Annotated in this window: 10 protein-coding genes and 1 pseudogene; 2 read left to right on the top strand and 9 right to left on the bottom strand. The window is 42.3% G+C overall.

Annotation, left to right across the window (positions count from 1 at the left end; all coding sequences use genetic code 11):
- The first annotated feature begins 149 nt into the window (after window positions 1-149).
- Window positions 150-1,373, top strand: coding sequence for an NAD(P)-dependent oxidoreductase (locus HUW48_RS14880; RefSeq protein WP_182411698.1), 1,224 nt, complete (start codon window positions 150-152; stop codon window positions 1,371-1,373).
- 240 nt (window positions 1,374-1,613) lie between these two features.
- Here HUW48_RS14880 and HUW48_RS14875 read toward each other — a convergent pair whose 3' ends face one another.
- From HUW48_RS14875 to HUW48_RS14860, 4 genes are all read right to left on the bottom strand, one after another.
- The gene (locus tag HUW48_RS14875) at window positions 1,614-1,961 is read right to left on the bottom strand and encodes a chaperone modulator CbpM (RefSeq protein ID WP_182411697.1); all 348 of its coding nucleotides are present in this window, start codon (window positions 1,959-1,961) and stop codon (window positions 1,614-1,616) included.
- An 83-nt stretch (window positions 1,962-2,044) separates the two neighbouring features.
- A complete protein-coding gene (locus HUW48_RS14870) occupies window positions 2,045-2,965 on the bottom strand; it encodes a DnaJ C-terminal domain-containing protein (RefSeq protein WP_182411696.1) in 921 nt (306 codons plus the stop codon).
- Window positions 2,966-3,334: 369 nt separating this feature from the next.
- The gene (locus HUW48_RS14865; RefSeq protein ID WP_182411695.1) at window positions 3,335-4,447 is read right to left on the bottom strand and encodes an AI-2E family transporter; all 1,113 of its coding nucleotides are present in this window, start codon (window positions 4,445-4,447) and stop codon (window positions 3,335-3,337) included.
- A 310-nt stretch (window positions 4,448-4,757) separates the two neighbouring features.
- The gene (locus tag HUW48_RS14860; RefSeq protein WP_182411694.1) at window positions 4,758-5,822 is read right to left on the bottom strand and encodes a DUF3500 domain-containing protein; all 1,065 of its coding nucleotides are present in this window, start codon (window positions 5,820-5,822) and stop codon (window positions 4,758-4,760) included.
- A 360-nt stretch (window positions 5,823-6,182) separates the two neighbouring features.
- Between HUW48_RS14860 and HUW48_RS14855 the strand changes: the two genes are divergently transcribed.
- Entirely contained in the window at window positions 6,183-11,609 is a 5,427-nt protein-coding gene (locus tag HUW48_RS14855; protein ID WP_182411693.1) for an alpha-2-macroglobulin family protein, read from the top strand.
- A 1,167-nt stretch (window positions 11,610-12,776) separates the two neighbouring features.
- Here the strand turns inward: HUW48_RS14855 and HUW48_RS14850 are convergent.
- The 5 genes and pseudogenes from HUW48_RS14850 to HUW48_RS14830 form a co-directional block, all read right to left on the bottom strand.
- Window positions 12,777-13,329 (bottom strand): annotated as a pseudogene (locus tag HUW48_RS14850) (REP-associated tyrosine transposase).
- 160 nt (window positions 13,330-13,489) lie between these two features.
- Window positions 13,490-13,729 carry a DUF3820 family protein gene (locus tag HUW48_RS14845; RefSeq protein WP_182411692.1) on the bottom strand — a complete coding sequence of 80 codons (240 nt, stop codon included), beginning with the start codon at window positions 13,727-13,729 and terminating at the stop codon, window positions 13,490-13,492.
- A 110-nt stretch (window positions 13,730-13,839) separates the two neighbouring features.
- A complete protein-coding gene (locus HUW48_RS14840; protein ID WP_182411691.1) occupies window positions 13,840-14,286 on the bottom strand; it encodes a GNAT family N-acetyltransferase in 447 nt (148 codons plus the stop codon).
- 513 nt (window positions 14,287-14,799) lie between these two features.
- A complete protein-coding gene (locus tag HUW48_RS14835; RefSeq protein WP_182411690.1) occupies window positions 14,800-15,798 on the bottom strand; it encodes a PorP/SprF family type IX secretion system membrane protein in 999 nt (332 codons plus the stop codon).
- A gap of 7 nt (window positions 15,799-15,805) precedes the next feature.
- Window positions 15,806-22,228: a gliding motility-associated C-terminal domain-containing protein gene (locus HUW48_RS14830; protein ID WP_182411689.1), complete on the bottom strand. Its 6,423-nt coding sequence runs from the start codon at window positions 22,226-22,228 to the stop codon at window positions 15,806-15,808.
- Window positions 22,229-22,838: the final 610 nt, after the last annotated feature.

The raw sequence follows: 22,838 nt of genomic DNA, 5'->3' as shown, positions 1-22,838 counted from the left end.
CGGTTATTATGGTGCCGCAAAAATACTCTTATTCCGGCAACTAAGCTACATTCCATTAGCTTATTTCCGCGAGCTGCCAACCTGAGAGACCAAAGAAATAGAATGCAGAATATTTCGTATTTTAGAAAACACAAGCCTATTCGCCCAAAATGAAAAAACTAGTTGTAGGAATTATCCGCGAAGGAAAAATTCCGCCCGATAAACGCGTACCCTTAACGCCCTTAAAATGCCAGGAAGCCGTTTCTGTATTTCCGGAACTGGAGATTATAGTACAGCCCAGCGCCATCCGGAGCTACTCCGACCAGGAATACCGCGATTTAAATATTCGGGTGCAGGAAGATTTATCGGAATGCGACGTTTTAATGGGGGTGAAAGAAGTACCTATTCCGGATTTATTATTTAATAAAACGTACTTTTTCTTTTCGCATACTATTAAAAAACAACCCCATAATCAGCCCTTGTTGCAAGCCATTCTGGAAAAGAACATAACCCTGATTGATTACGAAACGCTTACCAATATTAAAGGCGAGCGCACTGTTGCTTTTGGACGTTACGCTGGTATTGTGGGCGCTTACAACGGCATCATGACCTACGGCAAAAAATCTAAATTATTTGACTTGCATCCGGCGCACCAGTGTTTGGATATTGAGGATATGGAAGAAGAATACTTTAAGGTAAAAGCCTTGCCGCCGATTAAAATTGCGGTTACGGGGGGCGGAAGGGTAGCGCAGGGCATTATGGAAGTGCTCGATAAAATGGGCATCCGGAAGGTGAGCGTGTACGATTACTTGTATCATTCTTTTACCGAACCAGTTTATGCGCAATTACATTCCTCGGATTATAACCGCCGCCGCGATGGCCGCGTGTGGGATAACGCAGATTTTTACCGGAACCCGCACGAATACGAATCTACTTTTGAAAAATTTATTCCGGTTACCGATGTGTTAATGGCGGGCGCTTACTGGAATCCCGCTGCTCCTAAGTTATTTACCTCAGAAGACATGCAACGGCCAGATTTTAAAATTACTACCATTGCCGATGTTACTTGCGATGTAGATGGTTCTTTACCCTGTACCAAACGGGCGAGCAGTATTCCGGATCCGGTGTACGATTACAATCCATTTACCCAACAACTGGACCCGGCATTTAGTCGCCCGGAAAATATTACCGTAATGGCCGTGGATAATTTGCCTTGCGAGTTACCCCGTAGCGCTTCCCGCGATTTTGGCCGCCAACTTATCGACGAAGTTTTTCCGCATTTAGTAAACAATGATCCGGAAGGTATTCTGGCCCGGGCTACCATAGCGCAAAACGGAAAACTGACGGAGCGGTATGCTTATTTGCAGGAATACGCCCTGGGTGTAGAAATGTAAATAACATCCGGGTTGTATCTGAATCTGGCGTTGGTAAATAATATAGCTGATCCGTGAAGGCAAGCCGGAGTAAGAACTGTAGTCGGGTTGCTTTACTCCAGATAAAGATTGTGTTTTAAGAAAAAAAACAGCAACTTTTCTATCTTGCAGTAGATAAAACCGCTCTAATTATTAGCTAAGAAACCAGGTTTGCTGGCAGGTAAATAAAAGCAAATGCCCCGGTAAAGCTGTTAAGTAGCTTTATTCCCCTAAATCAACAATGTGCCCCCGGCTTTGCGGACCTTGGATTAAATTCCAGTAACGTTCTTGTTCCAGTTGGCGCAGGCGATTTTCCAGTTTTTGAGTTTTACGACGCAGGCGTTGCATTTCCTGGCGCATGTTTAAAATTACATCAATACCTTCCGGGTTCAAATCCAGATCCAGGGCCAGCCGTAACATACGCTCCAGTTGCTTTACTTCTGATGCCGCTACGGTGGGGCCTGCTTCGCTGGTTTGTAACCGCACCAAACCAAAGTCGGCAAATTCCTGAATCAGGCGTAATTCTACGCCGTAATGCCGGCAAAATTCTTCAATGGCGATGTAGTTCATAATTTTAATTATTTACTAATAACCAGGTACTACTTTTAAATCTGAAGGTTAATAAAAAATTAAAAATCAGTAAATACGCAGTGTTATTTGTCGTTACGCAACTGGGCGAGCTGTTGAAACAATTCTTTTTCTTTGTCCGTGAGCGCTTCGGGTAATTGCAGTACCACTTTTACGTACAAATCACCGGATTGGTCCGGCTGGTTATAAACCGGAAACCCTTTGCCTTTTAAGCGCAGCAAGGTGCCATTTTTGGTTTCGGGTTTAATTTTAAGTTTTAACTGCCCATCCAGCGTGTCCACAAAAAAATCACCTCCCAGCGCTGCCCGGTAAACGGGCACCTGAGCGTCCAGGTAAATATCGTTGCCTTGCCGGGTAAAACGAGGATCCGGAGGAACGCGTAAAGTAATGTATAAATCACCGGGTTCGCTGCCGTTGCGACCGGGCCCGCCGTTGCCTTTTAACCGGATTACCTGACCATCTTCTACGCCGGGTTTTATGTTAATCCGCAAGCTTTTATCATGCAGCGTAAAGGTTTTTTTTACCCCGTGAAACGCTTCTTCCATAAACACGGTTAGTTCCGCAGAATAATCTTGCCCCTTGGAGCGCATGCTGCCCCGACGCCCACTACCTCTTCTTTCACCAAAAATAGAACTGAAAAAATCGGAGAAATCGCTGCCTTCGTCTTCGGTTTGGTAAGTATAACGGCCTCCGCCCGCGTTTGCGCCTTGTGCGTATTGCGCCCAATCAAAACCACCGGTGCGGCCACCCGTTTGCTGATAGCGTTGCCAATCGGCTCCGAGGGTATCGTATTTTTGCCGTTTATCCTCATCCGACAATACCTCGTGGGCTTCGTTGATGGCTTTAAATTTTTCTTCGGCCTCTTTGTTCCCGGGGTTCACATCGGGGTGGTACTTGCGCGCCAGTTTTTTGTACTGCTTTTTTATTTCTTCTTTCGAGGCTTTTTTATCTACCTCCAGAATTTTGTAATAATCTTTATATTCCACGGTTACTTAGCATTTTTTATTAACCCTTTCTGGAAAGTTTATACGTAAGTTTTGCCCGGAGTAAACTAAACCCAGGCTCTTGTATTTCCTTAAAACTAAGGAGTAAAGTAAATCTAAACAAGTAGCAAAATGCCAATCAACGGATTTACTTTTATTGCTCACTTATTAAAACGCCAAAAAGGTAGTTCTAATCTTGTAAACAGATTAAAACTACCTTTTTGTTTCTTTAACCAGTCAGAACAAGTTAATCTTGCAACGGCTGGTATATGCCTGAATATTTAGATTTTAGGTTTGTCTTGTTCTAAATTACCCAAAAATTTAAAAAATTAATACAGCCACAATTTGGTAAAACAAAGCATCTACATTTTATCAGGATTTTTGCTCTTCTACTTTTTGCGGCGTTTTTAAATTTTTTTGCGTTTTCGCCTGCATGGTGCCGTAATAATCCGGAATTTGGTCGCCAAGTAACTTGCCCCAAGGTTTCAGGGAATCAATGCGGTCGAAAACAATCTTTAAAACCGCCACGAACGGAATTGATAAAAACATCCCCGAAAAGCCCCATAGAGCGCCGCCAAATAAAACAGCCAGAATAGAAGCCAATGCGTTAATTTTAACTTTAGAGGATACAATGCGCGGCACTAATATGTTGTTGTCGATGAATTGGATTAAGGCGTAAGCGCCAACAATTAACAATTGCGTTGTATACCCGTCTTTGGTTAAGGTGGCCATAAGCACCGGTAAAATAATGGCAATAATACCCCCGACGTATGGAATTAAATTAAGAATAGCACCGATTACCCCTAGTAAAATACCATACTTTACGCCCAGCGCGGTTAAGGCAATGGAGTTAAGCACAGCCACAATAGAAGCTTCAATTAATAACCCCACAATGTAACTCTGAATAGCCGTTTTAGTTTCCTGCAAAATGTCGGCAATTGGCCCGGTATTTTCGCGGGAGAAGGCTTCGAATATAAAATTTAAAATTAAAGGCTTGTAAAACAAGAACAAGAAAACATACACCGGAATCAAAAATAATATCCCGAAAATGCCCATTACGCTGGATACTGTTTGTCCGGCTAAAGCTTTGCCGCTGCTGGCAGTTTCGCGTAGTAGTTGAAGTTGTTTTTCGAGGGTAATGCCAAATGTGCGTTGTACCCAGGTTTGTAAGTTGGTGAGAATCTCGCTGAACTTTTCTTTTAGAACTGGGGCCATATCGCTGAACTGCGCAATTTGCGAAGATAAAAAGTACAATAAACCAGCCAGTGCAATAATGGCAATTAATAAAGTTAGGGTAATAGCCAGTACTTTAGGAACCCGGAGGCGGATTAACCGGGAATACAAAGGATTTAGCAGAATAGCCAGCAACACCGAAAAAGCAATGGGTACCAGCACATCGGCCAGAATGTACAGCACGTACACAAAAAGTATAATACCGAGCAGAATAAGCGTGCTTTTCTTATAAAAGGGTTCCGATTGAGTCATTTGATTTTTAAAGTAGAAAATAATTATTACTATTTCGGTTACCTGTAAACCGAATCGTACTCAAATACGTGGAACTAGCCTTTTAGATATGATTTAATCAGGAAAAGAAAAGAACACCTACAAACCGGTTTTGGTATGGCTTTTTCGGAATAAAACTTAAGGGAGAATGAAGAATAAAGGATAAAATTTAAAAATGCCTGTCTTTTTTATGATTGGTGCATTGTCGAAAGGATTGCTTAATCCGGTAAAACGACCAATCTAGAAAAGCCTGTTGGGCTATACTAGATGAAAATTTAACTTTTTTAAAAATTTATTCATGTGGATGCTTCTGGTAATGAGCCTGTAAAGCATCTTCGCCGAAATCGTTCGTCAAGTCGCGCACTACGGTATGCACGTGGTTGGCATTGTTCTGTGAGTTGTCGTATTCAATCAGCAGTACCGGGTTATGGATGCGGTAGTAATGGGCTTTGCCAATTTCCTGGGTTTGGCTGCCGGCCCAGGCAAAATACGTTTTGGCTAATCCCGCTTTTTCTACTTTCGCTCGTAAATCACCGGCTAGTTCAGGGTTGTACTTATTTAAATAAACATTTAGTAAATCTTTAAATTGTTGTTGCTGTTTGGCCGTCATTTCTGAATATAAAATTCCTTCGGGTTTCTCCAGGAGGGCTTTTCGTTTATTACTGGTAACAATGTCGTTAGGAGCTACTTCGTTAATTAAGGATTTTTTAAGCTGTTCCGGAGTAAAGGATTGCACTAATGTAAAACCCAGGTTAGCTTCTTCTTTTAAAATTTGTTTGCCTTTCTCCGGACCCTCTGGAACAATGGCTGGGTTAGAACCCATAAAAGCCGGAGTTTCTGCGACAAGGGCACCGGTGGTGGACGTAAAATTCAAAGACAAATGATGGCCTTCGATGCGGCAACCCCAAGGTTCCTGCGCCGATGGTTGACCAAAAACTGAAAAATAGTATTTACCCGGATCGCGGTAGGTGCTTTCGGCGGGTTGTTTTTCCAGGGCTTTTAAAATCACTTCCAGTTCCATAATGGCTTTTGCTTTCTGGTAACCTTGGTTGCTGAGGGCAGTTTGCACGATGGCCATGGCCATTTTCTGTTGATCAGCCGTCATTTCTTTCAAGGGTACTCCTTTGCGATCGCGGGGTACGAAATGCCAGTTAAACCGTTCTTCGTCGCCGAAAGGGAATGTAGCTTTTTGGCGTTGCTCTGGGGCTAAGGAATTTAAAAAAGCATTTACCACGCGCAGCATGTCTTTATTCTTCGGCGCGGAGAGCGTAGTTTTTTTGGTAGTGGCCGTAGTTTGAGCGAAACTTAAAACAGTAGCGAAAAATAGCAGACAGGCAACCAGGTAAGTTCTTATCATAAAAAACCGAATTTTTAAAATAAACCCTAAAAACAATAACGATCAGCTCCCAGGCCGAACCCCCAAAGTAAACAGCATTAAATATAAAGAATTATCCAATAGGAAGTTGCCCGAATGGCTCAACTTAAAATAAAAAGTAACTGCCAGGTAAATTTTTAAAATTTTAAAGGGTGTTTCCTTTAATTTCCCATGTTTCATAAATGAAAAAATTTAAAAATTCGGCTTTACTGATGAGAGGAAATTAATTTTAATGGAGAATAGAATATTACCTAAATAAAATATGTGGTATTCACGTTAGAGTAATTAACAATTTTGTAAGTTTCCGCTGCCGTTTACCAAACTCTTTTTCTCCGCCTATCTATGAAATTTCCGTTCTATTTTCGTGGTACCCACGCCTTTCCGGTTTGGTTTCTGGTTGTGTTGTGCTTACTCGTTAGTTGCCGGGGCAACCGCAACGAACTCCGGTTGGAAAGTAAAAACTTTGAAGAGCAAATTGAGCAGGAGCAGAACCTTGTATTTACTTTTGATAAAGAATTGGCTCCTCCTGCCATTCTGCAAAAATGGGATACGGTAAACTACCTGAACTTTACTCCAAAAATAAAGGGGCGTTTTAAATGGACGGCTCCGAACGAGCTGGTATTTTCGCCGCTGCAATCTTTTGCTCCCAGCACCGACTTTCAGGCGGAATTAACCGACGAATTACTAAAGCATAGTCCCAAAAAATACAGCATAACCAGCGGCCAGACTATCCGATTCCATACGCCTTACCTGGACTTACCCGAAGCGCAAGCTTTCTGGGGACGTTCCGCAAGTTCTCCGGACCAGTTAGAAGCCCGAGTGCGAGTAGCCTTTAATTACCCGGTTACCTATGCCGCCTTGCGCAACTATTTACAAGTGTCTCAAGGGCCCAGCACCGCGCCCGTGCCGGTAGAATTGGTAAACAGCAGCCCGGATTATATCTCCTTGCGGGTAAAGCAATTAAAGAATAGTACCCAGCCTTTGCGCATTCAGGTAAAGCCCGGTTTAATTACTCCCGGTAGCCAGTACCGCACGAACAAACTAATCGAAAAAGAAGTGGTTTTACCTAACCGGCAACTCTTACAAGTATCGGAGGTAACTACTGGTGTAGAAAACGGAGAAGAACAAATTTACGTGGCTACCACCCAACCCGTGCAAACCGAGAACCTGCGCGAACTAGTAAAGTTGCGGCCAGAATATGCGTTTACCGTAGAAGAAATGGAAGGCGGCTTTGTGCTGCAAGGCAACTTACCCCAGCAAACTACCTACGATTTAGTAATTTCTAAAAATTTAACCGGCTTGGAAGGAGCGAAGCTGGGTCAGGAATACGTTCACCCAATTTCATTTGCTTCGGTGCGGCCCGGTATTGCCTTTGCCAATACCCGCAGCGTGTACCTCAGCAGCCAGGGTGCGCGCAACATTGCCCTTAACATAAATAAAATTCCCCGTTTTAAGGTCAGCATTGGCAAAATATACGAAAACAATATCTTACGGGCTCTACAGGAAGGAAAAATGTACGAAGGCGAGTACGACGAAGCCGCCGATGAATATTATTCCAGCAGCTCCTACCCGGTAAACGAAACCAACGGCACTACAATTTTTGAACGCGAGTACGAAACCAACAACCTGCGCAAACAAGGCAATTCCTACTTGCTCAACCTAAACCTCGACGATCTGGATTTTGACAGTGAATTTAAAGGCTTGTACGTGCTCACGGTAACTAGTACCGAACAAAAATGGCTGCGCGATTCTAAATTGATTTCAGTTTCGGATATTGGTTTAATTGCGAAACAAGGTAAGAATGATGTGATTGTATTTGCCAATTCCATCCGGGAAGCTAAAGTGCAGTCGGGGGTGGAAGTCCGGTTTATCAGCACCAGTAACCAGGTGATTTATAAAGGAACCACCGATAAAGATGGCGTGGTACGGTTCGCGAACATTGATAAACAAGCCCCGGATTTTAAATTAGGATTAGTTACCGCCCGGTTAGGTCAGGATTTTACGTATTTACCATACAGCCAAACCCAGGTAAACACTTCCCGGTTCGAGGTAGGCGGCAAGCGCCTGAACGATATTCCCTACGATGCTTTTATTTACGGCGACCGGGACTTGTACCGCCCCGGCGACGTAATCCACCTGAACACCGTAGTACGTACGCCCACCTGGAAAACTGTGGCGGGCTTGCCCATAAAATTAAAATTATTGTTGCCCAATGGCAAAGAATACCGCAGTGCCAAAGCCAAACTTAACCAGAGTGGGGCCGCTGAATCCAGCTTTATTTTGCCTGCTGCCGCCGTAACCGGTACCTATACCGTAGAAGTTTATTCGGGCAACGAGGTGCTCCTTAATTCCAAAAAAATTGGCGTAGAAGAATTTATTCCGGACCGTTTAAAAGTAACGGCCGCTTTAAACAAACCCAGTTATAATGCGGGCGAGAGTGTAGTTACGAAGTTTACCGCGTTAAACTTATTTGGTCCGCCGGCGGCGGGGCGTAATTACGAAATGCAGCTCAGCCTGAAAAAGAAAGTTTTCGAAGCCAAAAAGTACCCCGAGTACATTTTTGATTTAGTTACGTCCGGCTCCGTAGAAATTCAGAACAGCGTGCGGCAGGGACAGACTAATGCGCAGGGCGAAGGGCAGGAAAGCTTTACTTTAGCCGATTATCGAGATATTGGATTACTGGATGGATCGGTATACACCACAGTTTTTGACGAAACGGATCGCCCGGTTAACCGCCTATCTAAATTTGAAGTAAGTACCCAACCTGTATTTTACGGCATGCGTAATTTTGAGGAATACGTGAGTACCCGGCAACCCTTGCGCATTCCGCTGATCGCGGTAGATAAAACGGGTCAAGCCATAGCCGCTCAGGCTACCGTGCAACTGGTGCGGTTTACGTACGAATCGGTGATTGAGCGTTCGCCGGATGCGGCTTATAATTATAAATCGCAGCGCAAAGAAAGCATCGTGAACAGCCGCACCATTTCTATTCCGGCTGGGGGCGCCCCGTTTGAGTTTACGCCCGTAGCCTCTGGCGATTACGAAATCCGGATAATGCGGCCGGGTGCTAGCAATTTCGTAGCCCAGGAATTTTACGCCTATGGTTTCGGTGATACCGAGAGTACTTCCTTTGAAGTAAACAACGAAGGGGAAATAGATATTACCTTGGATAAACCTACGTACGAAGTAGGCGACGAAGCCAAGGTTTTGTTTAAGGCCCCGTTTGCCGGTAAAATTCTGGTAACCGTGGAGCGCGACAAAGTACTAAGCTACTATTATTTACAAACCGATAAAAAAGCCGCTTCGCTCACGTTGCCCATCAAAGAAAATTATTTACCTACCCTGTACATTACCGCCACGGCCCTGCGGCCGGTAAAAGATAATAGCTTGCCGCTTACCGTGGCCCGCGGGTTTATGCCGGTAACTGTTACCAAAAAAAGCACCAAGCTCGACGTAGCCATTACTGCCGCCGAAACTTCCCGTTCGCAGCGCACACAAGAAATAAAAGTACGTACTGCTCCTAATGCCGAAGTAACGCTGGCCGTGGTAGACGAAGGTATTTTGCAGTTAAAAGATTACCAAACCCCCGATCCTTACGGGTTCTTCTACCAGAAGCGGGCCCTCGAAGTAAATGCCTATGATTTGTACCCATTTTTGTTTCCGGAGCTAACAGGTAAACGTTCCAGTTTTGGGGGAGATGGCTATGATCTGGAAAAACGCATTAATCCGCTTACTTCCAAAAGGGTAAAACTGGTAGCCCAGTGGAGTGGTCATTTAAAAACTGGTTCTAACGGCGAAGCCACCATTAAAGTAAATATACCGCAGTTCTCGGGTTCGTTGCGGGTGATGGCGGTGGCCTATAAAGAAAATGCTTTTGGCTCGGCAGATAAAATAATGCGCGTGGCGGACCCGGTAGTTATCAGTACGGCTTTGCCGCGGTTTGTGAGTCCGAAAGATACGATTTTGGTGCCGGTTACTTTAAGCAATACGACCGCTAAAGCTACGGCTGCGAGCACTGCCTTAGCCGTAACCGGATCTCTTCGGGTGGTTGGAACCACCACTTCAACGGCTACCCTGGGAGCAAATAAAGAGTCAATGGTCGTGTATAAAGTAGTAGCGGCACCTGCTATTGGTCAGGCTTCCGTTACGGTAAACGTAAAGGCCTTGGGTGAGTCGTTTAGCAACCGCACCGATATTACCATCCGGCCACCGGCCTCTTTAACTAAAATTACTAGTTCCGGTTCTTTAAAAGGGAGCGCTACCGCCGATATTAAACCTACCCACGATTTTTTACTGGCCTCTTTGGCTTCGCGGCTGGTTATCAGTAAATCACCGGTAGCCGAGTTTACCGACGATATTACGTATTTGCTGCAATACCCGTATGGTTGCCTGGAGCAAACCGTTTCTACGGCTTTCCCCCTGTTGTATTATTCTGATTTGGCCCGGGTTTTAAACCAGGATCGGAAAACCCGGACATTCAACCCCAACTACCTGGTGCAGGAAGCCATTACCAAAATGGAAGGCATGCAGCAATACGACGGTGGCTTTACCTACTGGCCCGGCGAAGCCGAAACCCATTGGTGGACGAGTGCTTACGCTACCCACTTCCTGCTCGAAGCCCGCAAAGCCGGTTACCCGGTAAATGCCGCCGTACTGGATAAAGTGTTAATTTATTTACAACGCAAAGTAAAAGGCCGGGCCATGGAAGAATACCGGTTCTACGATACCAAACGCCAATTGCAAAGCAAATTTATCGCGGCGCACGAAATTACCTATTCGCTTTACGTACTCAGCGTGGCGGGTAAAACCGATTGGGCCACCATGAACTATTACAAATCCAAGCCGGATTTACTTGCTCTCGACGAAAAATACGTGCTGGCCAGCACTTTTGCCCTAAGCGGCAACCGTGAAAGTTTTACGCAACTTTTACCGGCCAATTTTAGCGGTCAAACATCGGAACGCGCTTTAAATGGTAGTTTTTACTCGGCATTGCGTGATCGTGCACTGGCTTTAAACGGTTTAATTGAAGCGGATCCGGATAATCCGCAGGTAGGCATACTGGCCCGGCACTTGTCTGGTGAATTACGTTCTAACCGCTGGTTTAATACCCAGGAACGCGCCTTTGCCTTATTGGCATTAGGTAAAATAGCACGACGGGGCGAGGGAAATGTAACAGCTAAAATTTACCAGAATGGAAAAGTTATCGGCACTTTTACTGGCAAAGATGTTACGCTTACCAATAAACTAAATCGCGATAATACCTCTATTCGCACTACGGGGCAAGGTACGTTGTATTATTTCTGGGAGGTGGAGGGCATTCCTCAAAGCGGTACTACCAAAGAAGAAGATAGTTTCCTGCAAGTACGCAAAACGTTCTTCGACCGCAACGGCAACCAAATTACCCGAAATATTTTCCGCCAGAACGATTTAATAGTGGTGCGCATTGCTTTGCAAACTCAGGATAGCCGCAATATCCCCAACGTAGCTATTACCGATTTACTACCCGCCGGTTTCGAAATCGAAAACCCGCGCCTGACTTCAGAACGGGAGCTGGCCTGGGCCAAAGACGTATCGGTACCCGACCACACCGATATTCGCGATGACCGCATTAATATTTACACCACGGCTACCGCCAAACCGAAATACTTTTACTACCAAGTGCGGGCCGTCTCACCGGGCACTTTTCAAATGGGGCCTGTTGGTGCTGATGCTATGTATAACGCCGAATATCATTCGTATAGTGGCGGGGGAGTTGTACGGGTGAGGTGAATGTAAGGATTTGGTAAGGTTAAAATTACACAGATAATGAGGAGAGAGATTTTTAATTTTATAAATAAATATGAAAAGTTTAAAGAAACATCATCTTATGATTTTTATATGCTTATTAAAGAAAATCGGCTTAGGATTTCTCTTTTAAAAGAAAATTTTAATGAGGTGTATAATATTGTTCAATTTCATAACTCACTTGAAAATAACAAGACAATATGTTTAAATAGTAATTCAAAGATTAGAAGAAAGACTCAAATTAAAATTGTTAAATCTTTAATCAATTATTTATCTTCAGTTTTTTCAGTAGTTGATTATAGTAGGAGAACATTGGAAACTTATATCAAAAAAGATACTCTGCTCTATGAATCATTTCAACATAAAGTTAATCTAAACTTTACTTTAAACCCTTTGCATCGTTTTATACAAGGTCTTAGGAATTATACAATACATTAATCATATTTAAAAATTGTATCTTCAATAACTTTCAATAAAGACGATGGGAATGCTTTACAAAATATTTATATACCAAAATCTACATTAAAAGATTGGAATAATTGGGATAAGCCGGCCTTATTACTATTGGAAAAGCTCGATGAGAGAATCTACTTAATTGATTTAATTAATGAACATTATAAGATGTTTGTTGATTTTCAAGATTGGATTTTTTTAAATCTATTTTTGGTAGATTATGATTTTAGCAAAAGTTGTTATGATGAAATGAAATCTTTATTAAATGAAGCTATCTCGTTAGGACTACAAGTTAATTTGTCGTTTGATAATCATTATTTAAGATATTATAAATATTTATTAAATAAAGCTTTTATCTTAAATAGCAGCATAATTAATTAAACATGATTTCGATAATTTAGTATTATTAAAATTCTTCTATCCTTCTATCCCGTCAGTTTAGCGCAGCGTAACTGGTCGGTCTTAATTAAAAAGCAAGCTTTCAGCTTGCGTAGGGAAATTAATAAGCTTCATCAATATCAAAGCTTTACGCTGCTGATTTCCGGGTTAGCTGGCATTTTTAGAACACATATCTAGACAAGCTGAAAGCTTGTTTCTATAAAAAGCCACCAGTTACGCTGCGCTAAACTGGCGGCAGTTGTAAGGCAGTTGTAAAAGCGGAAGTGAGAACAAGTTACGATAGAAACATGTGGTTTTTAGCTATTCAATCAACTTAACCGGTAGTAAACCCGGTTGTCCGGCATAGTTGCGGGCGCTGGAATATAAATATGTTTCGGGTTCGTCTACAAACCGGCTTTTACCGGATTCTGGTGAATGTAAGTTAACTTCTGCTCCAACCCAACAAGGCGTTACTGTTTAGTTCGATAGGATGGTTGTTTTGCTGCCAGAACTGATAAATGTCGTTGTTAGGGTTTTCCTTTCCGGTTTGTTTAAAAATCCAGAGCATCCAATTACGCCGGCTTTCTTGCAAGTTAGCTTCTATAGCTTTTAAAATTTCTTTGGAAGTATGCCTTTTAAAATCGCGGATAATATCTGAAATAGGTTCTTGCGTACTGCCGATAATCGCATGAACGTGGTTGGTCATAATTATGTAGGCGTAAACTTCCAGTCCTTTGTGCTGCATGCAGTAGCGAAGGCTCTGTAACATAATGTCTCTATACAACGGTCGGGTAAATACATCTATCCATTGCACTACACTGAAAGTAATAAAATACAAGGCGTTATGGTTGTTGAATTTGTAGTTCCGGCTCATGCACGATAATACTAAATAAAGGCAAGTTGGAAGCTTGCTTGTATGTGTTTCCAGTAGTAAGAGAAAGTTAAAAATAACTTTTTACTTACTTTACTAATCTTGGTTGGTGACTACACCTGTTTATTTAAAATATAGCTTTCCGAAGAATGACAGAATGTAATTACCGGCGATCTAATAGCTTTTTAATTGGCTCCAGTAAATACATTAAGCCATTCATTTTTATCTCGTAAATGGTACTTAATTGCATACCTAATTTGCCCGGTGGAAAGCCTTCTTTGTGAAACCACTCCAGGTACGAGATGGGTAAGTCGCAGAGCAGCGTACCTTTGTATTTACCGAAAGGCATTTTCAGGCGGACCAAGTCCAATAATATTTCGGAGTTGGGTTGTGTTTCAGGCATAATCAATATCTATAGTAAAAATTAAAATTTTTTAGCGGCAGTACCATTCCGGATGAAAATAAAGCTTTGGCAATAAACTTCTACTTTTATTCCTGCAAAAGCAGAAAACTTCAAGGTTTAATCATGTGAATATGGTCAATGCCATCTTCGTCGTAAATCTCGCCGGTCTGGGTAAAACCAAATTTTTCGTAAAAAGCTTTGGCATAAAGTTGAGCCCCAATTTTAATCGGGCCGGTGCCAAATAACCGGTAACATTCTTTAATAGCCGTACTTACTAATTTTTTGCCTAATCCGGTGCCTCTCGCTTGCAAGCTGGTTACAATCCGGCCAATCGAAATTTGCTCGTAATATAAACCCGGTGGCAGCAAACGGGCACAGGCTGCTAATTGGTTATTTTGGTAGAGCAGTAAGTGATGGCATGTTTGGTCTTTGTTATCCATTTCCAGGAAAATACAATTTTGCTCTACCACAAAAACTTCGCTCCGGAGGCGCAGTAAATTGTACAATTCAAGAGGAGTGAGTTCAGGGAAAGATTTACAAACTTTTACTACTAACATGTATTTTTAAAATTTGATGAAATTATGAGTTTCATTAAGCCAGCACAAAGGTATGAACCCTTTCAAGGGTTATCGGCAACACTTACTTTTTATTTTTAATAAAGAAAAGTTTGATATTTATTAATGGGTAAGATAAAAAAGTAGGTAGGGATATGTTCCAAAATGGAGTAGGTAATGAATGTAAAAAGACAGACCAGTAAACTTTTCATTGACAAAGGAATTTTGACTTTGAAAATAGAATAAGTACCAGCCTGACTTATAATCCTTGAATCCTGTTAAGAACTAAAATTTACTAATTTGTATTGAAAGTGCCTCTTTGTTCACCACGTTGGATGATAATTGATGGCTAATTAACGGATAGGTTAAAAACCCCTATGGAGTTTTGTAAACTTATAAATTTCACTTTACTTTCTAGACCAAGCTGAAAATTAAAGCTAACTATAGATAAAGTTTGTGCGGTTTACTATATTTTAATTATAATATTCCTATTCAAATAATACTCTGAATTATTGTTTACCACATCCAAATGGGGCAGATGACTTTACCCCGGTTTTGCAGTTTAAAACCTATTACAATTTCGTGGCTGCCGGCGTTGCTACTGCTTAGCTCCGAAGTAGTTACATCGTACGAATAACCTAAATCTAAAATCGGACTTATATTTACCCCGGCTAAACCCGCAAAGGCATCGCCGTGGCGGTAAGAACTGCCTACCCAGAAACGGTCGCTGTAAATGGCCTTTAAATTAAAATCGTAAGAAGCCGGGCTAGGAAACGCTACATTTACCTGCACCGATGGTACTATAGCAATTGTCGGCGCAACATCAAATCGGACCCCACCGGTAAGAACATAATGCTTTTGCAGGGAGCCGGGGCCACTATATTGACCGTTGGTTTCAAAGTCCCGGTTGTTGCGCAACAACTGATTACCCGCTAAACCCAGGTAAAAACGCTGAGAATACAACCAAAGACCTACGCTTAAATTAAATTTAAGCCGGCTAATATCATTATCGTACAAAGTTGGGTCGTTTTGGTTTGCCAGAAACACTTCGTTCGTATTTAACCGGTATTTAATTGTGCCACCAGAAATACCCGCCGAAAGTTTAATTTTGTTGGTAAATGGTATGTGGTAGGCGTAACTGGCATTAAACGAGGTACTTTTTAATGGTCCGGTTTTATCAACCTGCGCTATAACCCCAATACCATGGTGCGGTCGGGCTTTTTGGTGTAAGCCAATTCTTTTAATCCGACGGTCTTTATTGCGTAAAGCAGAAACCGTTATATCCGTTTTATTTAACGGCATGTGGGCACTCGTATAATAAGTAAGTGGTGCGCCTTCCAAACCCATCCATTGCCTGCGAAACCCCGATTTTACATCGGTATAATCTTCAATGCCGGAGATGGCCGGATTTAGAATATAATTATTAATCATGTACTGGCTAAAGTGCGGCTGTTGCTGTGCTTTTAAACTGCCTGCCAATAAAGCCATCAATGCGAAAGTATAGACTATTTTCATGAACGACTTATTTGATAATGGTTAGGCTACCCGATACCGGTTTTTCTCCCGGTTTCAGGATAATAGTGTAATAGTAAGTAGCTACAGGTAAATGTTGCTGGTTGTAGGTGCCATCCCAAGGTTGTTTGTAACCCGTTGAAGAATATAATTGGGTACCCCAACGGTTAAATATTGTAACCTGGCAATCCGGATACTTTTCGATGTTGGCAATTTCCCAGGTATCGTTCATTCCGTCGTTATTGGGGGTAAAGCCATTCGGAACAGAAATACCGGGCAACAGAGCAACTACTACTTCGTCGTTAGCTGTACAACCCTCAGCAGTGGTAATAGTTAAAGTATAGCGGGTTGTTTGTTTCGGAGAAGCAATAGGGTTGGCAATATTGGGATTACTTAATCCTTCGGCTGGAGACCACTGGTACGTTACTCCACCTTTTCCGGCTAGTTCAATAGATTTACCGGCTGCAATAGTTATATCAGAACCCGCATCTGCCGCAGGTGTTTGTAATAAAACTTTTACCGGAACCCGTTCGCCCGCGCAACCTTGGTTTACGGCCTGGACATAATAAGTGTGTTCGGCATTTAGAGCAGGTGTGATAAAAGTAGCACCAGTATAAATTGGGCTAGGGCTGGTTACCGTTTCAAACCATTCAATTTTGTAATTATTGCTCGGTATTGTTAAAGTTGCACTGCTACCCGGACAGATAGTTACCGGATTAATGGAAGCTAAATTTAATAATGGAATTACTTTTACCTGTACAGTATTACTAGCCAGGTTAGCGCAACCACCTGAACTTACTAATCTCCGGAACCAGGTATCACGGGTTAAAGCACCAGGTGAGTAAATAGGTTGGTTATTAGTACCCGGAGCGGTTAAAAAGTTGGTTCCATCGGTGCTGATTTCCCAGAGGTAAACGGGTTGAGTACTACCACCCGAAACAGCCGAGCCTGTTAGAAGAGCAGGTGTATTGCCGTAGCAAATTGTTTGTGCCCCGGAAATAGAATTTGCTGATAAGGGTTCCGCTACCGTAATTTTAATAACATTAGATATATGCGTGTTACCGGCCGAACTTACCTTACGCCGGAACCAGGTAGTTTCTTTTAAATTATTAGCTTGATAGTCCTTCGTTTGGGCCTGGTTGGGCGCTGTTACAAAATCAGAAGCTAAACCGGTAGTACTATACTCCCAGAGGTAAGTAAAGTCTTCGTCCCCACCACTCGGAATCGAGCCCGTTAAGGTAGCCGGCACGGCATTGTAGCAAATGGTTTGATTGGCCGAAATAAGATTATTAGTAATTGCCTGAGTAACCGTTATCTCAACCACGTTACTTATTAATTCGCAGCTACCCGACAGAGCTACCCGCCGGAACCAGGTAGTTTTAGTTAAAGCAGCCGGGGCATAGGTTTGTTGCAAAGCACTACCTGGGGCAGTAGAAAAAGTTTGATTATCTAAACTGCTTTCCCAGCGATAAGTAAAAGTCCCATTGCCACCTTTGGGTTTAGTACCGGTCAGCGCAGCCGGTTTGTCGCCAGTACGAATGGTTTGATTTGCGGTAACAAAATTTCCGGCTATTACCTCATTTACCGTTATTTTAATTGTTTGGCTTACAACTGCCGCGCATGGGCCAGCAGTAACCCAGCGCCGGAAGTACCAAACTCCTTTTGCTAAAGAACCTGGAGCATAATCTTTTTCAGTAGGGTTGGTGGTGGTGTTATTAGCCGTAGTAAAGTTTATATTATCCCTGCTGCTTTCCCAACTATAAATGTATTGTCCATCACCTTTTTCCGGAACAGAGGCAAGGAGCGTGGCTGCCTCACTGCCCAGGCAAATTTCCTGGTTCGGAGTAGTAATAATGTTATTAGTTACCGGTTGATAAACATCTACCTTTACTACGTTGCTTGTATCTGGTAAACAGGCCAAATTAAACACAATCCGCCGGAACCAGGTTGTTTGAGTTAAAGTAGTGGGTGAGTAATCTTTAAGCGTGTTAGATTGAGGAGCATTAATAAAGGTAATTCCATTAGTACTGCCTTGCCAAATATACGTTGGAGTACCCGTACCGCCACCCGGAACAGAACCCTGAATTGGGCTGGGTTTAGTATTTAAACAATTGGCCGCATTTCCGGTTAAATTTATGGTATTATTGGAAATAGCTGCATTTACTCTTATAAGGATGGGGGCACTAAAGCTGGTACATGCTCCCGAGGTTACTTTGCGCCGGAACCAGGTATTCCCTTGCGGCAGCATAGTTGGTTCAAAGTCTAACTGGGCGTTTGAGCCGCCCGGGATTGTTGTTGCTGCCGAATAAAGGTTATTATCTCGGCTGCTTTCCCATAAATAAGTATAGGTAACTCCGTCACCACCAGAGGCCGGCAAACCAGTGATTTTACCCGGACGAACCTCTTCGCAAATCTCCTGGTTAGAGGCATTTAAATTGTTAACAATGGTTTCATTAACTTTAACTTCTACTACGTTGCTGTATTCAGAACAGGTACCAGAAGTGATTTTGCGACGGAAGTAAGTAGTTTTAGTTAAGTTGGGCGGTTGATAGTTGGGATTACTACCAGAAGTAGTTACGGTCTTAAATTCCTGCTCATCTATGGCTTTACTTTCCCAAATGAAGGCGAAAGAATTATTTCCACCTGTTGGATTATCGGTGCTAGTTATTTCAACTGGGCGTTCGCCGGTACACACCGGATTAGGTTGCGAAATATTAAAATTTGCTAATGGGGCTAAAACCTGAATGCTTACCGGAGTGCGGGTGCTTTTACAATTACTACTATTGGTGGCCAAAACGTAATATGTATAGGTTTTAGCTACAGTTAAAGCAGGAGTTGTAAAACGATTGCCCCCAGCAGTATTGGTAGGAATGCTGTTGCCGGCTTCATCGAAAACCGTAAACGTAACGCCATTTACTAAATTTACGGTAAAAGTAGCAGAGCTACCCTGGCATATAGGAGCAATTGGGGCAACTACCGGAGCAGCCGGCAGGGGATTTACTTTTATTTCAATAACATTACTGATATTTACTAAACAAGGACCGGAAGTTATCTTCCGGCGGTACCAAGTATTCTGGGTTAAATTTTGAGGTGTATACTCCGCTAAGGCCGGACTTTGACCTTGCGCCACGATGGTTGAGTTTGTCCGAAACGCATCGGTACTGCTCTCCCAGATATACGTATATTGGTTATTTCCGCCGCTAATTATTCCGGTTCCAATTAAATTTGTGTTTATTTCTCCCTTACAAAATTCAATTCCGCTTGTAGAAGCTATTGTATTGCCTGTAATAACAGGCAGCACTTCTACTTTTATTTCTGCTGAAACATTTTCGCAAGGGCCGGAGCGTACAATTCTCCGGAACCAGGTATTTTCATTTAAATTCCCGGGAGAATAATCCTTTTTATCTTTCGAGAAAGTTAAATCTCCGCTAATAGGGGTGAAGGAAGTAAATTCGGTCCGGCTTTCCCAACGATAGGTGTAGGTGCCAATACCGGCGCCGCCCGTTGGTTCGGTACCTATAAGCGGATTAGAAGTGCCATCAGCACAAGTAGCAGGAACAGGAGTAATGATATTTTGAGATATAATCGGGTTTACGGTAACAAGTACTGGAGTGCGGGGACTTACACAACTGGTAGTTCGGTTATGTACGTAATAAGTTGTAGCAGCCGATAAAGCCGGTGTAAAGAAAGTCGTTCCGGTAAAAATTACTTCGTTGCTGGTTTCTGAGGCAAACCACTCGTAAATGCCCCCTCTGGAAGTAACTTGTAATTGCGCCGTTTCTCCGGCACAAATAGGTTCTACAAGAGCAACGTCGGGAGCTAACGACGACGGAATAACCTCAATAACTATTTCGTTGCTGTAGTTGGGCGCGGCGCAGGAACCAGAAATAATTAACCGCCGGAAAGTAGTAGTACGGGTAATTGCCGTAGGTTGGTAGCTTTCCTGGTTATTAGCATATCTTGGATCTGTGCCGTTAGCGGCAGTTTTCCAATCCGAATCCCGGTCGGTTTTACTTTGCCATAAATACGTGAAATTGCCATAACCATCGCCTCCATCTGGTTGTATAGCGCTATTTATCAAGCCAGGTGTTTCGCCGGCGCAAATGGCTGGTTGTTCAATTGTAATGCGGTTATTGGTAACTGGTGGCAGTACTTGTACAGTAACTTTAGTTCGGGTACTATTAACACAGTTGGCACTGCTGGTACTGGTTACATAATAAGTAAAAGTGCCTTCGCGGGTAAACGAAGCGGTAGTATATGAGTTACTATTCGCAGAGTTATTTAATAAAATTGTTCCATTTTCATCGTACCAGGTAAATGTAACGCCACTTACAGGATTAGCCAATAAGGTAGCCGAACTTCCTAAGCAAACCCGTGGATTAACAGGCACTACAGGAGCCGCTGGCAGCGGGTTAACGTTGGTGAATATAGTATTACTGGTAGCCGTTGCACAAGGCGAAGCAATTGCTTTCCGGCGAAACCAGGTAGGTACCATTAAAATGCCGGGCTGAAAATTTTGCTGGTTGTTGGGGCTATTGTCTTTGCCAATGGCTGGAGTAAAACCGGTAGTTGCACTGGTCGTGCTGCTTTCCCATAAATAGGTGATAATATTTCCACCACCGGTAGCCGCCACACCCGTTACTAAATCCGGAGAGCTACCCTCGCATACTGCCGGGTTACCCGCAATTGTTTTGGGATCAATGGCTGGATTAACTGTTATTAGTACCGGCTCACGGGGGCTGGGGCAACCATTAACAATTGTTACTACATACACGGTGTACGTGCCGGCTGTACTATAGACCGGCGTAGTATAAGAATTTCCTGTTTTAAGTTTAGTACCGTTAGTAGCCGCAGACCACCATTCCACTGAACCTGTAGCAGTAGTTGTAAGGGTAGCTGCCGAATTAATACAAATAGAAGCATCTGATACTTCCGGTGCGGTGGGAATGGCATTAATAGTTATTTTTTGGGTGGCCTGAGAAGAAATACCGCACTCATTTGTTACTTTAATAACCACCGTATATACTCCCGGTTGATCAAACTGAATAGTAGGGTTAGCTAAAGTGGAACCATTGCTAGTAGTAAATTCGGCTCCACCAGCCGGGCCGGCTACTGTCCATTCGTAAGATATTGGAGTCGTGTTATTAAAATTATAGATTGGTTTGTGAGCTGTATTAGTAGAGCTAAAAGCAATTGTTGGTGAACCACAGTAGGATTGGGCACCAGGTAAGGTAACTGTAGGAATGTTTTTTATAGCTACTGTTTGAGGCGGAGCCGTAGAGGTGCCGCAAATGTTGGTAGCACTTAGATGAATAGTATAATTTCCCGCATTGGCAAATTTAAAAACCGGATCTTTAGAAGTAAGCGAAGTACCATTGAGGGTTGTTACGCCCGCCGCAGGAGTAACAGTCCATTGATAAGTAGCGGCATCTGCTTGTGATGTATTGCTAATACTAACTGTAGCCGCACAGCCCGTTAAAGGAGTTAGAGTAGTATTGAAAGAAGCAATGGGGCTCGATATAATTTCTATATTTTTAGAAACAGTACCACCTTTACATTTTGGATCAGTACCTTCTAAAGGAGCTAAATTGATAGATATGGTATAATTACCTTTTTGCGTAAAATTAATAATGGGCTTTTCTGATTTATCGTTGTAGCCTGGCGCGTAGGCCCAACCGGTGGCCGGTTCAATGGTCCATTGCCGTTCAAACTGCTTTAAATCGGGATCCGTAGCATTATAACCATAATCAGAAATATCCGTCAGGGTAACAGGGCTGTTAACACAAGCTAACGGACCTGGTTCTAATTTAAAATCCGGTGTAGGTCCATTCGAAACATAAATTCCACTACCGGTGCGGTTAGTGGTTTTACAGGCATTAGAGGCCGTAACGGTTACGGTATAACCAAGGGTTTTTCCCTTAGATGGAGTGTTATACGTATGGTAAAATCTTTTAGGATCATCCTGGTCGAAGGTGATAACGGTGCCATCGCCAAAGTCTAAGGTATACCGGGTAGAAGGCTCATTTAATTCTGTTTGCGTAATATCAAACATAAAATTAGCCGGGGCACATTCATCTGTATCTTTAAAACTCAACCCAACGTTAGGTACACTGCCATGAAAAACCGTATAAACTTTCTCTTCGGTACAATCATTTATACGTGCGGTAAATCTTAAACTATAGGTACCCCTTAGAACATACGTATGCGCTTTTCTGGCGCTAAAATCTGTAAAGTTCTCTACGGGGGTACCGTCGCCCCAATTAATAGTATAAGAGGTATTAGCTTCTTTGGTTAAAGAAGCATTTTCTACTTGTAAGGTGTAGCCCGCAGTAGAAGAGTTCGTACAGTTTACAAATGGCTTTACTAATGGCTGACTAATGGTTCTAACATCTGTTAAAGTAGCATCGGGCTTAACGGCACAATTCTGAGCCATTAAGCTTTTATTTAATACGAACGTGAATAAAATTAAAAAAAGAGTAAGAAATAATTGCTTATTCCAACAATACATATTATAAAAATGCAAAGCTTGCTTCAGTACTTAGTTTAAACAAATAGCTACTTTAAATGGGACTTTTCTTCTGGTTAATACTACAGAAGTAGACAAGGATAAAGATATTATACAAAAATATGGAGTAAGGCTGCCTTTCATAATTTTAAGTTATTTTGAGAATTATACAACTAAATATAGGAGGTAATTTATAGTATAAATTCTGTTTATAATTTCTTTTAGTTAGTTAAGTAGATATGCAAATGTTGCTTATTATTTAGTTTCTAACCAAGTTTTTATTAAGTTAGTTTACTATTAATAGATGAGTTGTAATAGTACTTATCTAATTTATTTAATTGTTTAAACAAAAAGGTAAGCAGTTTAAGGAGTGGTGTGTTGAAGAAGTAATATTATAAATTTGTTCTGTTAAATTATTAGGAGTTGTTTAGTCTTATTTTAAGCAGATTTATAATTAATTATGAAGGTGTTATTTTAATTTAAATTGAATAAAGTACAAGAGTAATATTGGAATAATATAATTATTATCGGAGAATTA

Source organism: Adhaeribacter radiodurans (assembly GCF_014075995.1).
GTDB classification, from domain to species: domain Bacteria; phylum Bacteroidota; class Bacteroidia; order Cytophagales; family Hymenobacteraceae; genus Adhaeribacter; species Adhaeribacter radiodurans.
Note: the sequence above shows the minus strand (reverse complement) of the source record. Positions and strands in the feature narration are given on the sequence as shown.

Coding starts and splice junctions, on each gene's coding strand:
- HUW48_RS14880 (WP_182411698.1), top strand. CDS start 150: ATGAAAAAACTAGTTGTAGGAATTATCCGCGAAGGAAAAATTCCGCCC.
- HUW48_RS14875 (WP_182411697.1), bottom strand. CDS start 1,961: ATGAACTACATCGCCATTGAAGAATTTTGCCGGCATTACGGCGTAGAA.
- HUW48_RS14865 (WP_182411695.1), bottom strand. CDS start 4,447: ATGACTCAATCGGAACCCTTTTATAAGAAAAGCACGCTTATTCTGCTC.
- HUW48_RS14860 (WP_182411694.1), bottom strand. CDS start 5,822: ATGATAAGAACTTACCTGGTTGCCTGTCTGCTATTTTTCGCTACTGTT.
- HUW48_RS14855 (WP_182411693.1), top strand. CDS start 6,183: ATGAAATTTCCGTTCTATTTTCGTGGTACCCACGCCTTTCCGGTTTGG.
- HUW48_RS14845 (WP_182411692.1), bottom strand. CDS start 13,729: ATGCCTGAAACACAACCCAACTCCGAAATATTATTGGACTTGGTCCGC.
- HUW48_RS14840 (WP_182411691.1), bottom strand. CDS start 14,286: ATGTTAGTAGTAAAAGTTTGTAAATCTTTCCCTGAACTCACTCCTCTT.
- HUW48_RS14835 (WP_182411690.1), bottom strand. CDS start 15,798: ATGAAAATAGTCTATACTTTCGCATTGATGGCTTTATTGGCAGGCAGT.
- HUW48_RS14830 (WP_182411689.1), bottom strand. CDS start 22,228: ATGGCTCAGAATTGTGCCGTTAAGCCCGATGCTACTTTAACAGATGTT.